Below are 15715 nucleotides of genomic sequence, written 5' to 3'. Positions count from 1 at the left end.
TTAGGACGGGAAGCATCGCGCTGCCCGCCGCTTAGCATCTCAACAGGTATTCACTGTGCTCAATAAACTCTCTCGTCTGCTGGATGAAGCAGGCATTTCGTTGTCGGTTGAACAGCAGAAACAGCTGGTGGCCTATGTCGAACTGCTGCACAAATGGAACAAGGCCTATAACCTGACTTCTGTGCGCGATCCGAACGAGATGCTCATCCGCCATATTCTCGACAGCATTGTCGTTGCGCCGTACCTGCAAGGGACGCGTTTTATCGATGTTGGCACAGGGCCGGGTCTGCCGGGGATCCCACTTTCGATCGTCCGTCCTGAATCCCATTTCACGCTGCTCGACAGCCTGGGGAAACGCGTTCGTTTCTTACGTCAGGTGCAGCATGAGCTGAAATTGAGCAACGTTGAGCCGGTTCAGAGCCGCGTTGAAGATTTCCCGGCCGAGCCGCCATTTGACGGTGTGATTAGCCGTGCCTTTGCCTCGCTGAATGATATGGTGAACTGGTGTCACCATTTGCCGGGCGAAGAGGGGCGTTTCTACGCGCTTAAAGGGCTGGTGCCGGAAGATGAGATCGCGCTGTTACCTGCGGAGCTGGCCGTTGAAGCTATTGTTAAACTGAATGTTCCACACCTGGAAGGCGAACGTCATCTGGTGATCGTTAAGCCAAATAAAGTTTAATTCTTATCAAAAAATGTATCTTTTGTGCTGTTGCTTAGATGTTAAAAAACGAAGGAAAAAAGGGCGATACGTTCAGTTACATTTCACCGTTTTGTTACCAGGATTTTTCTGACATTTAACGTCCAGAATTTGATTCATGAAAATAATAATCAACAGTGAAAATATCAGCCCGCTAAAAGTCGGCAGGTAGAATGAAATACGGATGTAAAATAATTATTATAAATGTCAATGGAAGGTTTTCGATGTATAGGCGGGTGTTTTAAAAAGAGTTGTGATAAATCGTCTTGAATATCATAAAGTTGAAAAGTGGTAATTTCTTTGCGTGATTAACCCTGCATATGCATAAATGTTTAATTTGTGACCGAGTGCACGCTTTGTCGTTGGGTTTTTGGTGTTATTCGCACTTTTGCCCGACAGTTCACAGTTTCTTCAAAAGTTTAAAAATAGCGCTCGGGAAAAATATTTAAACATTTATTCACCTTTTTGCTACTTATTGTTTGAAATCACGAGGCCGCACCGTATAATTTGACCGCTTTTTGATGCTTGACTCCGGACCATAAAGAACGTTTTATACGACACGCGGCATACCTCAAAGGGAGCAGGAGTTAAGAAACGTCATGTCTGTGTCGCTTTATAGTCGAAACGTTGCTCGCAAGCTTCTGCTTATTCAGTTTCTGGCGGTAATGGCAAGTGGATTGCTGTTTAGCCTCAAAGACCCCTTCTGGGGCATTTCCGCCGTGTGCGGAGGTATGGCAGTCTTACTGCCGAATATGTTTTTTATGATTTTTGCCTGGCGTCATCAGGCGCATACACCTGCTAAAGGCCGCGTGGCCTGGACCTTCGCCTTCGGTGAAGCGCTCAAGGTGTTGGTAACATTCTTGTTACTGGTGGTGGCGCTGGGGGTTTTTAAGGTGGCTTTTTTGCCGCTGATAGTCACGTGGGTTTCGGTGCTGGTTGTTCAGATACTGGCACCCGCTGTAATTAACAACAAAGGGTAAGAGGCATCATGTCTGCAGGAGAAATCTCTACACCACAGGAGTACATAGGTCACCATCTGAATAACCTTCAGATTGATCTTCGTACCTTCTCGATGGTGGATCCGCATAACCCCCCGGCCACCTTCTGGACGCTGAATATCGACTCCATGTTTTTCTCGGTGGTACTGGGTCTGTTGTTCCTGGTGATGTTCCGTAGCGTAGCGAAAAAAGCCACCAGCGGAGTCCCAGGGAAATTCCAGACGGCGATTGAGCTGGTGATTGGTTTTGTTCATGGTAGCGTTAAAGACATGTACCACGGCAAAAGCAAGCTTATCGCGCCACTGGCCCTGACGATTTTCGTCTGGGTATTCCTGATGAACCTGATGGATTTGCTGCCTATCGACCTGTTGCCATACATCGCTGAACATGTACTGGGTCTTCCTGCGCTGCGCGTGGTGCCGTCTGCGGACGTCAACATCACCCTGTCTATGGCGTTGGGCGTATTTATCCTGATTCTGTTCTACAGCATCAAAATGAAGGGTATTGGCGGTTTCGCTAAAGAGCTGACTCTCCAGCCGTTCAACCATCCGGTATTTATTCCGGTAAACCTTATCCTTGAGGGCGTGAGCCTGCTGTCCAAACCGGTTTCTCTCGGTCTGCGACTGTTCGGCAACATGTACGCGGGTGAGTTGATTTTCATTCTGATCGCAGGTCTTCTGCCGTGGTGGTCACAGTGGATTCTGAATGTGCCATGGGCCATTTTCCACATCCTGATTATTACGCTGCAAGCCTTTATCTTCATGGTTCTGACGATTGTCTATCTGTCGATGGCATCAGAAGAGCATTGATTTTTAACAACACTACTACGTTTTAACTGAAACAAACTGGAGACTGTCATGGAAAACCTGAATATGGATCTGCTGTACTTGGCTGCCGCTGTGATGATGGGTCTGGCGGCAATCGGTGCTGCGATCGGTATCGGCATCCTCGGGGGTAAATTCCTGGAAGGCGCAGCGCGTCAACCGGATCTGATTCCTCTGCTGCGTACTCAGTTCTTTATCGTAATGGGTCTGGTGGATGCTATCCCGATGATCGCTGTAGGTCTGGGTCTGTACGTGATGTTTGCTGTCGCGTAGTAAGGGTTGCTTTACAAGCAATTGTTTAGAACGTTAACCAGATAAGAGGCATTGTGCTGTGAATCTAAACGCAACAATCCTCGGCCAGGCCATCGCGTTTGTCCTGTTCGTTCTGTTCTGCATGAAGTATGTATGGCCGCCGTTAATGGCTGCCATCGAAAAACGTCAGAAAGAAATTGCTGACGGTCTTGCTTCCGCAGAACGAGCTAAAAAGGATTTGGATCTTGCACAGGCCAATGCGACCGACCAGCTGAAAAAAGCGAAAGCTGAAGCTCAGGTTATCATTGAACAGGCGAACAAACGCCGTGCTCAGATCCTGGATGAAGCGAAAGCAGAAGCCGAGCAGGAACGTAACAAAATCGTCGCGCAAGCGCAGGCTGAAATTGATGCCGAGCGTAAACGTGCGCGCGAAGAGCTGCGTAAACAGGTGGCTCTGCTGGCAGTAGCCGGCGCCGAGAAGATCATCGAACGTTCCGTGGATGAAGCTGCTAACAGCGACATCGTGAATAAACTGGTCGCTGAACTGTAAGGAGGAGGGGCTGATGTCTGAATTTGTAACGGTAGCTCGCCCCTACGCCAAAGCAGCTTTTGACTTTGCCGTCGAAAACCAGAGCGTTGACCGCTGGCAGGATATGCTGGCGTTCGCTGCCGAGGTGACGAAAAATGAACACATGGCTGAGCTTCTCTCTGGTGCTTTAGCGCCGGAAACGCTCGCTAAGTCGTTTATCGCAGTCTGTGGGGAGCAACTTGACGACAAAGGTCAGAACCTGATTCGGGTGATGGCTGAAAATGGTCGTATCAAGGTGCTTCCTGATGTTCTTGAGCAGTTTATTCAATTGCGTGCAGCCAGCGAGGCTATTGCAGAAGTTGATGTGACTTCAGCAACTGCACTGAGTGAAGAACAGCTTTCGAAAATCAGCGCCGCGATGGAAAAACGTCTGTCACGCAAAGTGAAGCTGAATTGCAATATCGATAAGTCTGTAATGGCAGGCGTAATCATCCGTGCGGGTGATATGGTCATTGATGGCAGCGTTCGCGGCCGTCTTGAGCGCCTTGCAGACGTCTTGCAGTCTTAAGGGGACTGGAGCATGCAACTGAATTCCACCGAAATCAGCGAACTGATCAAGCAGCGCATTGCTCAGTTCAGTGTTGTGAGTGAAGCTCACAACGAAGGTACTATTGTTTCTGTAAGCGACGGTGTTATCCGTATCCACGGCCTGGCCGATTGTATGCAGGGTGAAATGATCTCCCTGCCGGGTAACCGTTACGCTATCGCACTGAACCTGGAGCGCGACTCCGTGGGTGCAGTTGTGATGGGGCCGTATGCTGACCTCGCCGAAGGTATGAAGGTTAAGTGTACTGGCCGTATTCTTGAAGTTCCGGTTGGCCGTGGCCTGCTGGGTCGCGTGGTGAACACCCTGGGTGCGCCAATCGACGGTAAAGGTCCGGTTGATAATGACGGCTTTGCTGCTGTCGAAGCTATCGCTCCGGGCGTTATCGATCGTCAGTCCGTTGATCAGCCGGTACAGACCGGTTACAAATCCGTTGACGCCATGATCCCAATCGGTCGTGGTCAGCGTGAATTGATCATCGGCGACCGTCAGACCGGTAAAACTGCGCTGGCAATCGATGCCATCATCAACCAGCGTGATTCCGGCATTAAATGTATCTACGTTGCTATCGGCCAGAAAGCGTCCACCATCTCTAACGTGGTGCGTAAGCTGGAAGAGCACGGCGCGCTGTCTAACACCATCGTTGTTGTGGCAACCGCGTCTGAATCCGCTGCACTGCAATACCTGGCTCCGTATGCCGGTTGCGCAATGGGCGAATATTTCCGCGATCGCGGCGAAGATGCACTGATCATTTATGATGACCTGTCTAAACAGGCAGTCGCATACCGTCAGATCTCCCTGCTGCTCCGTCGTCCGCCTGGACGTGAAGCATTCCCGGGCGACGTATTCTACCTCCACTCCCGTCTGCTGGAACGTGCTGCGCGCGTTAACGTGGAATACGTTGAAAGCTTCACTAAAGGTGAAGTGAAAGGTAAAACCGGTTCTCTGACTGCGCTGCCGATTATCGAAACGCAAGCTGGTGACGTTTCCGCGTTCGTTCCGACTAACGTAATTTCTATTACCGATGGTCAGATCTTCCTGGAATCCAACCTGTTTAACGCCGGTATTCGTCCTGCGGTAAACCCGGGTATTTCCGTATCTCGTGTAGGTGGTGCAGCGCAGACCAAGATCATGAAAAAACTGTCCGGTGGTATTCGTACCGCTCTGGCACAGTATCGTGAACTGGCAGCGTTCTCTCAGTTTGCTTCCGACCTTGACGATGCAACCCGTAAACAGCTCGACCACGGTCAGAAAGTGACCGAGTTGCTGAAACAGAAACAGTATGCGCCGATGTCTGTCGCGCAGCAGGCTCTGGTTCTGTTCGCGGCTGAACGCGGTTACCTGGCGGATGTTGAACTGGCGAAAATCGGTAGCTTTGAAGCCGCTCTGCTGGCTTACGTTGACCGTGACCACGCTCCGCTGATGCAAGAGATCAACCAGACCGGTGGCTATAACGACGAGATCGAAGGCAAGCTGAAAGGCATCCTCGACTCCTTTAAAGCAACCCAGTCCTGGTAACGTCTGGCGGCTTGCCTTAGGGCAGGCCGCAAGGCATTGAGGAGAAGCTCATGGCCGGCGCAAAAGAGATACGTAGTAAGATCGCAAGCGTCCAGAACACGCAAAAGATCACTAAAGCGATGGAGATGGTCGCCGCTTCCAAAATGCGTAAATCGCAGGACAGAATGGCGGCCAGCCGTCCTTATGCAGATACCATGCGCAAAGTGATTGGTCACCTTGCTCACGGTAATCTGGAATATAAGCACCCTTACCTGGAAGAACGCGACGTTAAACGCGTGGGCTACCTGGTGGTGTCGACCGACCGTGGTCTGTGTGGCGGCTTGAACATTAACCTGTTCAAAAAACTGCTGGCGGATATGAAAGCATGGTCCGATAAAGGCGTTCAGAGCGAACTCGCAATGATCGGCTCCAAGGGCGTAGCATTCTTTAATTCCGTCGGTGCGAACGTTGTCGCGCAGGTGACAGGTATGGGGGATAACCCTTCCCTGTCCGAACTGATTGGACCGGTAAAAGTGATGTTGCAGGCCTATGACGAAGGCCGTCTGGACAAGCTTTATATTGTCAGCAACAAATTTATCAACACCATGTCTCAGGTGCCAACCATCACCCAACTGCTGCCGCTGCCGGCTTCAGAGGATGAAGGTTTGAAGCATAAAGCCTGGGATTATCTGTATGAACCAGACCCGAAAGCGCTGCTGGATACCCTGCTGCGTCGTTACGTCGAGTCTCAGGTTTATCAGGGTGTTGTGGAAAACCTGGCCAGCGAGCAGGCCGCACGTATGGTGGCGATGAAAGCCGCAACCGATAATGGTGGCAGCCTGATTAAAGAGCTGCAGTTGGTATACAACAAGGCTCGTCAGGCCAGCATTACTCAGGAACTCACCGAGATCGTCGGTGGTGCATCCGCGGTATAACCAGGTTAATTCGTAGAGGATTCAAGATGGCTACTGGAAAAATTGTCCAGGTAATCGGCGCCGTGGTTGACGTCGAATTCCCTCAGGATGCCGTACCGCGTGTGTACGATGCTCTTGAGGTGCAAAATGGTAATGATCGTCTGGTGCTGGAAGTTCAGCAGCAGCTCGGCGGCGGTATCGTACGTACCATCGCAATGGGTTCCTCCGACGGTCTGCGTCGCGGTCTGGAAGTTAAAGACCTCGAGCACCCGATCGAAGTCCCGGTAGGTAAAGCAACACTGGGTCGTATCATGAACGTACTGGGTGAACCAGTAGACATGAAAGGCGACATCGGTGAAGAAGAGCGTTGGGCTATCCACCGCGCAGCTCCGACCTATGAAGAGTTGTCAAACTCTCAGGAACTGCTGGAAACCGGCATCAAAGTTATCGACCTGATGTGTCCGTTTGCTAAGGGCGGTAAAGTTGGTCTGTTCGGTGGTGCGGGCGTAGGTAAAACCGTAAACATGATGGAGCTGATCCGTAACATCGCGATCGAACACTCCGGTTACTCTGTGTTTGCGGGCGTGGGTGAACGTACTCGTGAGGGTAACGACTTCTACCACGAAATGACCGACTCCAACGTTATCGACAAAGTATCCCTGGTGTATGGCCAGATGAACGAGCCGCCGGGAAACCGTCTGCGCGTTGCGCTGACCGGTCTGACCATGGCAGAGAAATTCCGTGACGAAGGTCGTGACGTTCTGCTGTTCGTTGACAACATTTACCGTTATACCCTCGCCGGTACTGAAGTATCCGCACTGCTGGGCCGTATGCCTTCAGCGGTAGGTTACCAGCCGACGCTGGCAGAAGAGATGGGCGTGCTGCAGGAGCGTATTACCTCCACCAAAACCGGCTCCATCACCTCTGTTCAGGCGGTATACGTACCTGCGGATGACTTGACTGACCCGTCTCCGGCAACTACCTTTGCGCACCTTGACGCAACCGTGGTACTGAGCCGTCAGATCGCGTCTCTGGGTATCTACCCGGCCGTTGACCCGCTGGATTCCACCAGCCGTCAGTTGGATCCGCTGGTTGTTGGCCAGGAACACTATGATGTTGCGCGTGGCGTTCAGTCTCTGCTGCAACGTTATCAGGAACTGAAAGACATCATCGCCATCCTGGGTATGGATGAACTGTCTGAAGACGACAAACTGGTGGTAGCTCGCGCGCGTAAGATCCAGCGCTTCCTGTCCCAGCCGTTCTTCGTAGCGGAAGTATTCACCGGTTCTCCGGGTAAATACGTTTCCCTGAAAGACACCATCCGTGGCTTTAAAGGCATCATGGAAGGCGAATACGATCACCTGCCGGAGCAGGCGTTCTACATGGTCGGTTCCATCGACGAAGTCGTGGAAAAAGCCAAAAAACTTTAACGCCTTAATCGGAGGGTGATATGGCAATGACTTACCACCTGGACGTCGTCAGCGCAGAGTTACAAATGTTCTCTGGTCTGGTCGAAAAAATCCAGGTAACGGGTAGCGAAGGTGAACTGGGGATTTACCCGGGTCACGCACCGCTGCTCACCGCCATTAAGCCTGGTATGATCCGCATCGTGAAACAGCACGGTCATGAAGAGTTTATCTATCTGTCCGGCGGCATTCTTGAAGTGCAGCCTGGCACAGTGACCGTTCTGGCTGATACTGCTATTCGTGGTCAGGATCTCGACGAAGCGCGAGCCCTGGAATCGAAACGCAAGGCAGAAGAGCACATTAAATCTTCTCACGGTGACGTGGATTACGCTCAGGCGTCTGCGGAACTGGCGAAAGCTATCGCGAAACTGCGTGTTATCGAGTTGACGAAAAAAGCGATGTAACACCGGCTTGAACGTTAAAAGCCAGTCTGGTTTCCAGGCTGGCTTTTTTTTATGGCTGCGTTTCAGAAAAAGTAGAACTGAAAATGCGTTTTATTATTTTGTGATGTGTATCACAAAAATGTTGATCGGTTAAAAAATGAGGCGTAGACTTATTTTTGTGATGTGAATCACAGAAAACACTCTCACTTATCAGGACGCCATCATGAAACTGATCAATAAAATCATCGCTCTTTTCAGCAACATGAACATCTCTTTCGGTACGTTCAACCATTAATGTGCTGATATGCTGAGTGGCGCCGCGCTTACCGTTGTGTGATAAGCGAAGCGCCATCTGGCATCACTGGCTGAGTTGCGCCAGATACGGTTTACTATCCAGCTCTTTTTTCTCCAGATTTACGCTTTTACCGTCGGCGATAAAGTAGTTCGTCGCATCCACCTTCCCCACCACAGCATCGTCATATTTCCCCGGTTTGCTGCGCACAGAGATATTGCCGCTAAACACGCCCTGCGTTGATGCATCACCATACGGGGCCGGACGGAAGATGAAATTAAAGCGTTGGTTATCGACAGCAATATTGTTTTCAACCCGCAGCTTCCCCGGATTGAAGTTATCGGTAAAACCATCCAGATGATTACCTATCGCCTTGCTATTACGAACCTGATGCGCGACCGGTTGCCCTTCTCCCCCCAGTTTGAAACCGTTGCTGGTATTGTTTCTGGCAATAGAATCCTCGATCACCACAACGCCATTTGCACCATCCTCGATTTTGTTAAACAGGTCAAAACCATCATCGATATTGTCGTGCGAATAGCAGCGTTTCAGGCGATTGCCTTCGCCAACGCGCATCTTCACGGCAAAACCATCCGCGTTAATTTTCCCCGGATCTTCATTACCCCAGGATTCCGAATCGACAACGAGGTTGTTGCTCGCCCACAGGGCGCGGCCCACTTTTTCCGGCGATGAAATCTGAATACCGGTATCGTCATTACGCCAGGCGACCACTTTTTCGATAACGTTATGGCTGCCCTGAATACGCAAACTTTTCTCGGTCACCTCTATGCCTTTGATGTGCCAGTAGCTGGCGTCAACCAGCAAGCCGTGGATCACGGCTTTTCCATCTGCTTGCAGGATTTTCTGTTTATCGCGCAGCCCGCTGGCGGAAAGAGGGATCTCTGTCTGCGCATAATCACCGGTCTGCAACACAATTTTGCCGCCTGGCGGCAGTAAACGAATCGCGCTGGTCAGATCCAGCGGGGATGCAGCCGTGCCTTTACCTTCGCTTTTACCCTGCGGCGCGACATACAGCGTTGTTGTTGTCGGGCCGGCAATTTTCTCTACCTTAATCTGCTGGCTGACTGGCGTATTGTCGCTGGTGCTGGTGGGCGTAAATGTCACTGCAAATGTGGCATTGCCACTCAGGGTGGCGGGCACGACATACATCTCCCCCGCTTTAACCGGTTTTTCATTACCGATCACCACTTCGTCCTGCCGGGTGCTGAACAGGCCATCATAATTGGCTCGTGCCTGTAATGTGTATGTGTCGCTGGTGCTTTGCGCAGGAGAGGCAATTTGCACCACGACCGGTAGCGGTTTGGCCTGCCAGGGTTTTGTCACAGCGGTATGCGCCGTTGACGTGGTCAACGAAGCGTCGCTGATGGTGATTTTGGCATTACGCGAGGCAAAGAAACCGACGTAGTAGCGATCTTTATCCTGTACCGAGATCAGATCTGCGCGCGGTACGCTGCGGCTAACCCATTGGTCGCTGCCTTGTGGCGCCCAGGCCGTGATAAAACCGTCATTGGTGCGCTCCAGCTTCAGGCGGAAGGTTGGCGTCTGGCGCAGATCAACCTCTTCCTGATAGCTCTGTTTCACGATTGCCGCGTCAGCATTGCCCCAGGGCTGCGTGATCCCTTCACGGGTGATCGCCTGCATCTTCACGCGAAAATTGTCTTTTTTATCCTGAGTCATGATGGCATTCATCACCATATTCGACGCCGCAGGAAACTCCTCATAACCCTCTTTAAGCGGCTGCTGACGCGGATTGCCAATCACGTCACGCACCAGCAATCCTGCGCCTTCCTGCGCTGCGGGTTTCGCGCCGTTTTCCGGGCCGAACTGCTCAACGGTCACGGTGGCCTGTAAAATGAAGTTTTCGCTGCCGGGCAGAGTGGTATAAAAGAACGTCAGGCCGTCATGAGAGTTAGCGATTTTACCGCCGCGACTTTCGAGGGTAACGGGTCTGGAGAGATCGGCACTATCCGTTAGGGAGAGTTTTTTGCCGTCGATGGTGACATCATTCACGCCAATCTTTTCCGGCAGAACATTTGATGAAAAGTTCATGTCGGTCGATTGGCCAAAAGCGATGGCTTTCCAGACTGCTGCTGATGTCGGAAAAGCGATAAGGGAGCCGCAAACCGTTAAAGCCAGAGGTATTTTATAATTCATTTTATTCTCCTGAGTAATTATTGCTCGCCATTATCATCAAGATGAAACACTGTTTCTTTTTTGTGCGTCACAATCTTCAATGATCGAAACAGTGTTTTGTTTTTGCTCGATCTTTATTCAGGATGAAAAAAAACAGCTAACCTATTGTATGAATTAGCGGCAAACAGAAATGGAGAGATTTTTTAGCGGCAAACCAGGTGGCTTTGTCGGTAAAATAGCCCGCAAAAGCGCAGTAACTGTGGATGTTGGGCGTTTCACCAGCATTCCATTTCATGCTACAAAATATGTAGAATTTTCAATATGAAAGAGGTTAACTTCTTTCTCCAATGACAGTCAGGACGCGTATGTTGAACACAAAAATGAGTGTGGTGATCCTTGCCGCAGGCAAAGGCACACGCATGTACTCCGATATTCCCAAAGTGCTGCATACCCTTGCAGGGAAAGCGATGGTTCAGCATGTCATTGATACGGCTAATCTTCTCGGCGCCGATAAGGTTCATCTGGTTTATGGCCACGGTGGCGATTTGCTCAAACAACGTCTCGCTGATAGCAAGCTTAACTGGGTGTTGCAGGCAGAACAGTTGGGCACCGGCCATGCGATGCAACAGGCTGCGCCGTTCTTTGCCGACGATGAAGATATTTTGATGCTTTACGGCGATGTGCCGCTGATCTCGCTGGAGACGTTGCAGCGTCTGCGCGATGCGAAACCGCAGGGCGGCATCGGTCTGTTAACGGTGGTGCTCGACGACCCGACGGGTTACGGGCGTATCACGCGTGAAAACGGCGCGGTGACAGGCATTGTTGAACAGAAAGATGCCACTGAAGAACAGCGTAAGATCACGGAGATCAACACCGGCATTCTGATAGCCAACGGTGGCGATCTGAAACGCTGGTTGAGCAAGCTGACTAACAATAATGCGCAGGGTGAATATTACATCACGGATATCATCAGCCTTGCCTGGCATGAAGGCCGTGAGATCACCGCAGTGCATCCGCAGCGCCTGAGCGAAGTGGAAGGCGTGAATAACCGCCTTCAGCTATCCCGGCTGGAGCGTGCGTATCAGGCTGAACAGGCCGAAAAGCTGCTGCTGGCGGGTGTTATGCTGCGCGATCCTGCGCGCTTCGACCTGCGCGGTACGCTGGAGCACGGGCGGGATGTTGAGATCGATGCTAACGTCATCATTGAAGGTAACGTAAAACTGGGCGATCGCGTGAAGATTGGCGCAGGTTGCGTGCTGAAAAACAGCGACATCGGCGACGACTGCGAAATCAGCCCCTACAGCGTGGTGGAAGATGCGCGTCTCGAAGCTGATTGCACCATCGGGCCATTTGCGCGTTTGCGTCCTGGCGCTGAACTGCTAGCCGGTGCGCACGTGGGCAACTTCGTGGAAATGAAAAAAGCGCGTTTGGGCAAAGGCTCGAAAGCAGGCCACCTGACTTACCTGGGTGATGCGGAAATCGGCGACAACGTGAATGTTGGCGCGGGTGTGATCACCTGTAATTACGATGGCGCAAACAAACACAAAACCATTATTGGCGATGATGTGTTTGTCGGCTCCGATACGCAACTGGTGGCGCCGGTGACCGTTGCCAAGGGTGCAAGCATTGCCGCCGGTACGACAGTTACGCGCGATGTCGCGGAAAATGAACTGGTTATCAGCCGGGTGCCGCAGGTCAATAAACAGGGCTGGATACGTCCGGTTAAGAAGAAGTAGTCCGGATAAGCGCAGCGCCATCAGGCAATGTATTCATAACGATTTTAGGGTGAGGGGAAAGATAATTCCTCCGCCCGGCAGGCAGTACCTATAAAAATACCCCCACTCTCTACAAGGCTCGGGGCAATACAGGTTGACCGACAACAAAAGGCATAACGCCTAAATCGGAATCGAAAAATATGTGTGGAATTGTTGGCGCAGTCGCGCAGCGTGATGTTGCAGAAATCCTTCTCGAGGGATTACGTCGTCTGGAATACCGTGGCTATGACTCCGCAGGTCTGGCCGTTGTAGATGCAGAAGGTCATATGACCCGTCTGCGTCGTCTTGGTAAAGTCCAGATGCTGGCCCAGGCCGCAGAAGAGCACCCGCTGCATGGTGGAACCGGTATTGCTCACACCCGTTGGGCAACACACGGTGAACCGTCAGAAGGTAACGCGCATCCGCATGTTTCTGAACATATTGCGGTTGTACATAACGGTATTATTGAAAACTACGAGCCGCTGCGAGAAATGTTAAAAGAGCGTGGCTATGTGTTTGTTTCTGAAACGGATACCGAAGTTATCGCACATCTCGTTCACTGGGAGCTTGAGCAGGGCGGCACGCTGCGTGAAGCGGTTATGCGCGCTATCCCGCAATTACGCGGCGCTTATGGCACAGTGATTATGGATACCCGTGACAGCGGCACTCTGCTGGCGGCACGCTCTGGCAGCCCGCTGGTTATTGGTCTTGGCATGGGTGAAAACTTTATTGCCTCCGATCAGCTGGCGTTACTGCCGGTAACGCGTCGCTTTATCTTCCTTGAAGAGGGCGATATTGCAGAAGTGACTCGCCGCAGCGTGACAGTGTTTGATAAATCCGGCGCGCAGGTAAAACGGCCTGATATCGAATCCAGCCTGCAATATGATGCGGGCGACAAAGGTATCTACCGTCACTACATGCAAAAAGAGATCTACGAACAGCCGAACGCGATTAAAAATACGCTGACCGGCCGTATCAACCACGGTGAAGTGGATCTGAGCGAACTGGGTTCGAATGCCAATGCGCTGTTATCGCAAGTTGAGCATATTCAGATCGTTGCCTGTGGCACCTCTTACAACTCCGGTATGGTTTCCCGTTACTGGTTTGAGGCGCTGGCCGGTGTGCCGTGCGATGTGGAAATCGCCTCTGAATTCCGCTACCGCAAATCCGCTGTGCGTCGTAACAGCCTGATGATCACCCTGTCGCAATCCGGTGAAACAGCGGATACGCTGGCGGCGCTGCGTTTGTCCAAAGAGCTGGGCTATCTGGGGTCGCTGGCGATTTGTAACGTGCCGGGCTCTTCGCTGGTGCGTGAATCCGATCTGGCGATGATGACCAAAGCTGGTACTGAAATCGGTGTTGCTTCCACGAAAGCGTTCACCACTCAGCTTACCGTTCTGCTGATGCTGGTAGCGAAACTGAGCCGCCTGAAAGGGCTGGATGCGTCCATTGAGCACGACATCGTTCACGGTTTGCAGGCGTTGCCGAGCCGTATTGAACAGATGTTGTCGCAGGATAAACGCATCGAAGCGCTGGCTGAGGATTTCTCCGACAAGCACCATGCGCTGTTCCTGGGGCGTGGCGATCAGTATCCGATCGCGCTGGAAGGCGCGCTGAAACTGAAAGAGATCTCCTACATTCACGCCGAAGCCTATGCGGCAGGCGAGCTGAAGCATGGCCCGCTGGCGCTGATTGATGCGGATATGCCGGTGATTGTTGTTGCGCCTAACAACGAACTGCTGGAAAAACTGAAATCCAACATCGAAGAAGTGCGCGCCCGTGGCGGCGTACTGTATGTGTTCGCCGATCAGGCTGCGGGTTTCACCAGCAACGACAATATGCACATTATTGATATGCCGCACGTCGAAGAGGTGATTGCGCCGATTTTCTATACCGTGCCGCTGCAATTGCTGGCCTATCACGTTGCACTGATTAAAGGCACCGACGTTGACCAGCCGCGTAACCTGGCGAAATCAGTAACCGTAGAGTAAACATTTACTGCCATAAAATGCGAAAGAGGTTGCCTGCGGGCAACCTCTTTTTTTTGACTTTATTTTGTGAATTCTCGTTCTTTTCAACTACTTTTTCATTGTCACAAAAATAAAATATGACTGAAATCTTACTGTGATGTTTTTTACTAATAATTTGATTTCTATCTGTTTTATCTCATGCGATAACAATATTTTCCCGCTGTCATCAAACAGTAACAATGATTGCATATAACTGTCATCAAAGTGTCCTATTTTGCTCGTCGTAGCCACTAAACAACGATTTACGATCCTTGCAGGAGACATTATGAACGTTATGCGTACCACTGTCGCAACTGTTGTCGCCGCGACCTTTTCTCTGAGTGCTTTTGCTGTTAATGCAGCAGCCAGCCTGACTGGTGCGGGCGCAACTTTTCCGGCGCCGGTGTATGCCAAGTGGGCTGATACTTACCAGAAAGAAACAGGTAACAAGATCAACTACCAGGGTATTGGTTCTTCTGGTGGCGTAAAACAAATTACTGCTAAAACTGTGGATTTCGGTGCATCTGATGCCCCTCTGTCTGACGATAAACTGGCGCAGGAAGGCCTGTTCCAGTTTCCGACCGTAATCGGCGGTATCGTGCTGGCTATCAACGTCCCGGGCATCAAATCCGGTGAGCTGGTGCTGGACGGTAAAACCCTGGGTGACATCTACCTGGGTAATATCAAAAAATGGGATGACGCAGCGATCGCTAAACTCAACCCAGGCCTGAAACTGCCTTCGCAGAACATCGCCGTCGTTCGTCGTGCTGACGGTTCCGGTACCTCATTTGTCTTCACCAACTATCTGGCGAAAGCAAACGAAGAGTGGAAATCGAAAGTCGGTTCTGGCTCTACCGTTAACTGGCCGACCGGTCTGGGCGGTAAAGGTAACGACGGTATCGCGGCATTTGTTCAGCGTCTGCCGGGTTCAATCGGTTATGTTGAATATGCTTACGCTAAGCAGAACAACCTGACCTACACCAAGCTACTGTCTGCGGATGGTAAAGCTGTAAGCCCGACTGAACAGAGCTTCTCCAATGCGGCTAAAAATATCGACTGGAGCAAATCCTTCGCGCAGGACCTGACCAACCAGAAAGGTGCTGACGTATGGCCGATCACCTCAACCACCTTTATCCTGCTCCACAAAGAGCAGGCTAAGCCGGAGCAAGGTGCTGAAGTCCTGAAATTCTTTGACTGGGCCTACAAAAAAGGCGGCAAACAGGCTAACGACCTTGATTACGCAACCCTGCCGGATAGCGTAGTTGAACAAGTTCGTGCTGCATGGAAAACCAATGTGAAAGACAGCAGCGGTAAAGCACTGTACTAACAGCTGGTTTTTTTA

General features: G+C 51.3%; 15 protein-coding genes. 13 read left to right on the top strand and 2 right to left on the bottom strand.

The window, feature by feature from the left end; translation table 11 throughout:
* The first annotated feature begins 55 nt into the window (after positions 1 to 55).
* From rsmG to C0557_RS25830, 10 genes are all read left to right on the top strand, one after another.
* Entirely contained in the window at positions 56 to 679 is a 624-nt protein-coding gene (rsmG, locus tag C0557_RS25875) for a 16S rRNA (guanine(527)-N(7))-methyltransferase RsmG (RefSeq protein WP_144134644.1), read from the top strand.
* A gap of 617 nt (positions 680 to 1296) precedes the next feature.
* Positions 1297 to 1677 carry a F0F1 ATP synthase subunit I gene (atpI, locus tag C0557_RS25870; protein ID WP_035941962.1) on the top strand — a complete coding sequence of 127 codons (381 nt, stop codon included), beginning with the start codon at positions 1297 to 1299 and terminating at the stop codon, positions 1675 to 1677.
* 8 nt (positions 1678 to 1685) lie between these two features.
* On the top strand, positions 1686 to 2504 hold the full coding sequence (atpB, locus tag C0557_RS25865; RefSeq protein WP_007369367.1) for a F0F1 ATP synthase subunit A: 819 nt from the start codon (positions 1686 to 1688) through the stop codon (positions 2502 to 2504).
* Positions 2505 to 2552: 48 nt separating this feature from the next.
* On the top strand, positions 2553 to 2792 hold the full coding sequence (gene atpE, locus C0557_RS25860; protein ID WP_007369368.1) for a F0F1 ATP synthase subunit C: 240 nt from the start codon (positions 2553 to 2555) through the stop codon (positions 2790 to 2792).
* 58 nt (positions 2793 to 2850) lie between these two features.
* Positions 2851 to 3321, top strand: a complete 471-nt coding sequence (atpF, locus tag C0557_RS25855; RefSeq protein ID WP_007369369.1) for a F0F1 ATP synthase subunit B — start codon at positions 2851 to 2853, stop codon at positions 3319 to 3321.
* A 13-nt stretch (positions 3322 to 3334) separates the two neighbouring features.
* Positions 3335 to 3868 (top strand): F0F1 ATP synthase subunit delta, encoded by a 534-nt coding sequence (atpH, locus tag C0557_RS25850; protein WP_007369370.1) that lies wholly within the window; start codon positions 3335 to 3337, stop codon positions 3866 to 3868.
* A gap of 12 nt (positions 3869 to 3880) precedes the next feature.
* Entirely contained in the window at positions 3881 to 5422 is a 1542-nt protein-coding gene (gene atpA / locus C0557_RS25845) for a F0F1 ATP synthase subunit alpha (protein ID WP_007369371.1), read from the top strand.
* 50 nt (positions 5423 to 5472) lie between these two features.
* Positions 5473 to 6336 (top strand): F0F1 ATP synthase subunit gamma, encoded by an 864-nt coding sequence (gene atpG / locus C0557_RS25840; protein WP_007369372.1) that lies wholly within the window; start codon positions 5473 to 5475, stop codon positions 6334 to 6336.
* A gap of 26 nt (positions 6337 to 6362) precedes the next feature.
* The gene (gene atpD, locus C0557_RS25835) at positions 6363 to 7745 is read left to right on the top strand and encodes a F0F1 ATP synthase subunit beta (RefSeq protein WP_074776361.1); all 1383 of its coding nucleotides are present in this window, start codon (positions 6363 to 6365) and stop codon (positions 7743 to 7745) included.
* Positions 7746 to 7765: 20 nt separating this feature from the next.
* Positions 7766 to 8185, top strand: a complete 420-nt coding sequence (locus tag C0557_RS25830) for a F0F1 ATP synthase subunit epsilon (protein WP_043955988.1) — start codon at positions 7766 to 7768, stop codon at positions 8183 to 8185.
* Positions 8186 to 8234: 49 nt separating this feature from the next.
* Here the strand turns inward: C0557_RS25830 and C0557_RS25825 are convergent, their stop codons facing one another.
* Complete coding sequence (locus C0557_RS25825) at positions 8235 to 8516, bottom strand: hypothetical protein (RefSeq protein WP_208657069.1); 282 nt, start codon at positions 8514 to 8516, stop codon at positions 8235 to 8237.
* Between the two features lie 6 nt (positions 8517 to 8522).
* Positions 8523 to 10631 carry a right-handed parallel beta-helix repeat-containing protein gene (locus C0557_RS25820; RefSeq protein WP_208662392.1) on the bottom strand — a complete coding sequence of 703 codons (2109 nt, stop codon included), beginning with the start codon at positions 10629 to 10631 and terminating at the stop codon, positions 8523 to 8525.
* Positions 10632 to 10975: 344 nt separating this feature from the next.
* On the opposite strand from C0557_RS25820, the gene glmU reads away from it, so the two are divergent.
* The 3 genes from glmU (at position 10976) to pstS (ending at position 15700) form a co-directional block, all read left to right on the top strand.
* Positions 10976 to 12346 (top strand): bifunctional UDP-N-acetylglucosamine diphosphorylase/glucosamine-1-phosphate N-acetyltransferase GlmU, encoded by a 1371-nt coding sequence (glmU, locus tag C0557_RS25815; protein WP_208662391.1) that lies wholly within the window; start codon positions 10976 to 10978, stop codon positions 12344 to 12346.
* Positions 12347 to 12525: 179 nt separating this feature from the next.
* Positions 12526 to 14355, top strand: a complete 1830-nt coding sequence (gene glmS, locus C0557_RS25810) for a glutamine--fructose-6-phosphate transaminase (isomerizing) (protein WP_208662390.1) — start codon at positions 12526 to 12528, stop codon at positions 14353 to 14355.
* Between the two features lie 304 nt (positions 14356 to 14659).
* Complete coding sequence (gene pstS, locus C0557_RS25805; protein ID WP_074776357.1) at positions 14660 to 15700, top strand: phosphate ABC transporter substrate-binding protein PstS; 1041 nt, start codon at positions 14660 to 14662, stop codon at positions 15698 to 15700.
* The last annotated feature ends 15 nt before the right edge of the window (positions 15701 to 15715 follow it).

The sequence above is a fragment of the Kosakonia sp. MUSA4 genome, from assembly GCF_013085925.1.
GTDB lineage: Bacteria > Pseudomonadota > Gammaproteobacteria > Enterobacterales > Enterobacteriaceae > Kosakonia > Kosakonia sacchari_B.
The sequence above is the reverse complement of the archived record's forward strand: the minus strand, read 5'-3'. Positions and strand labels throughout refer to the sequence as shown.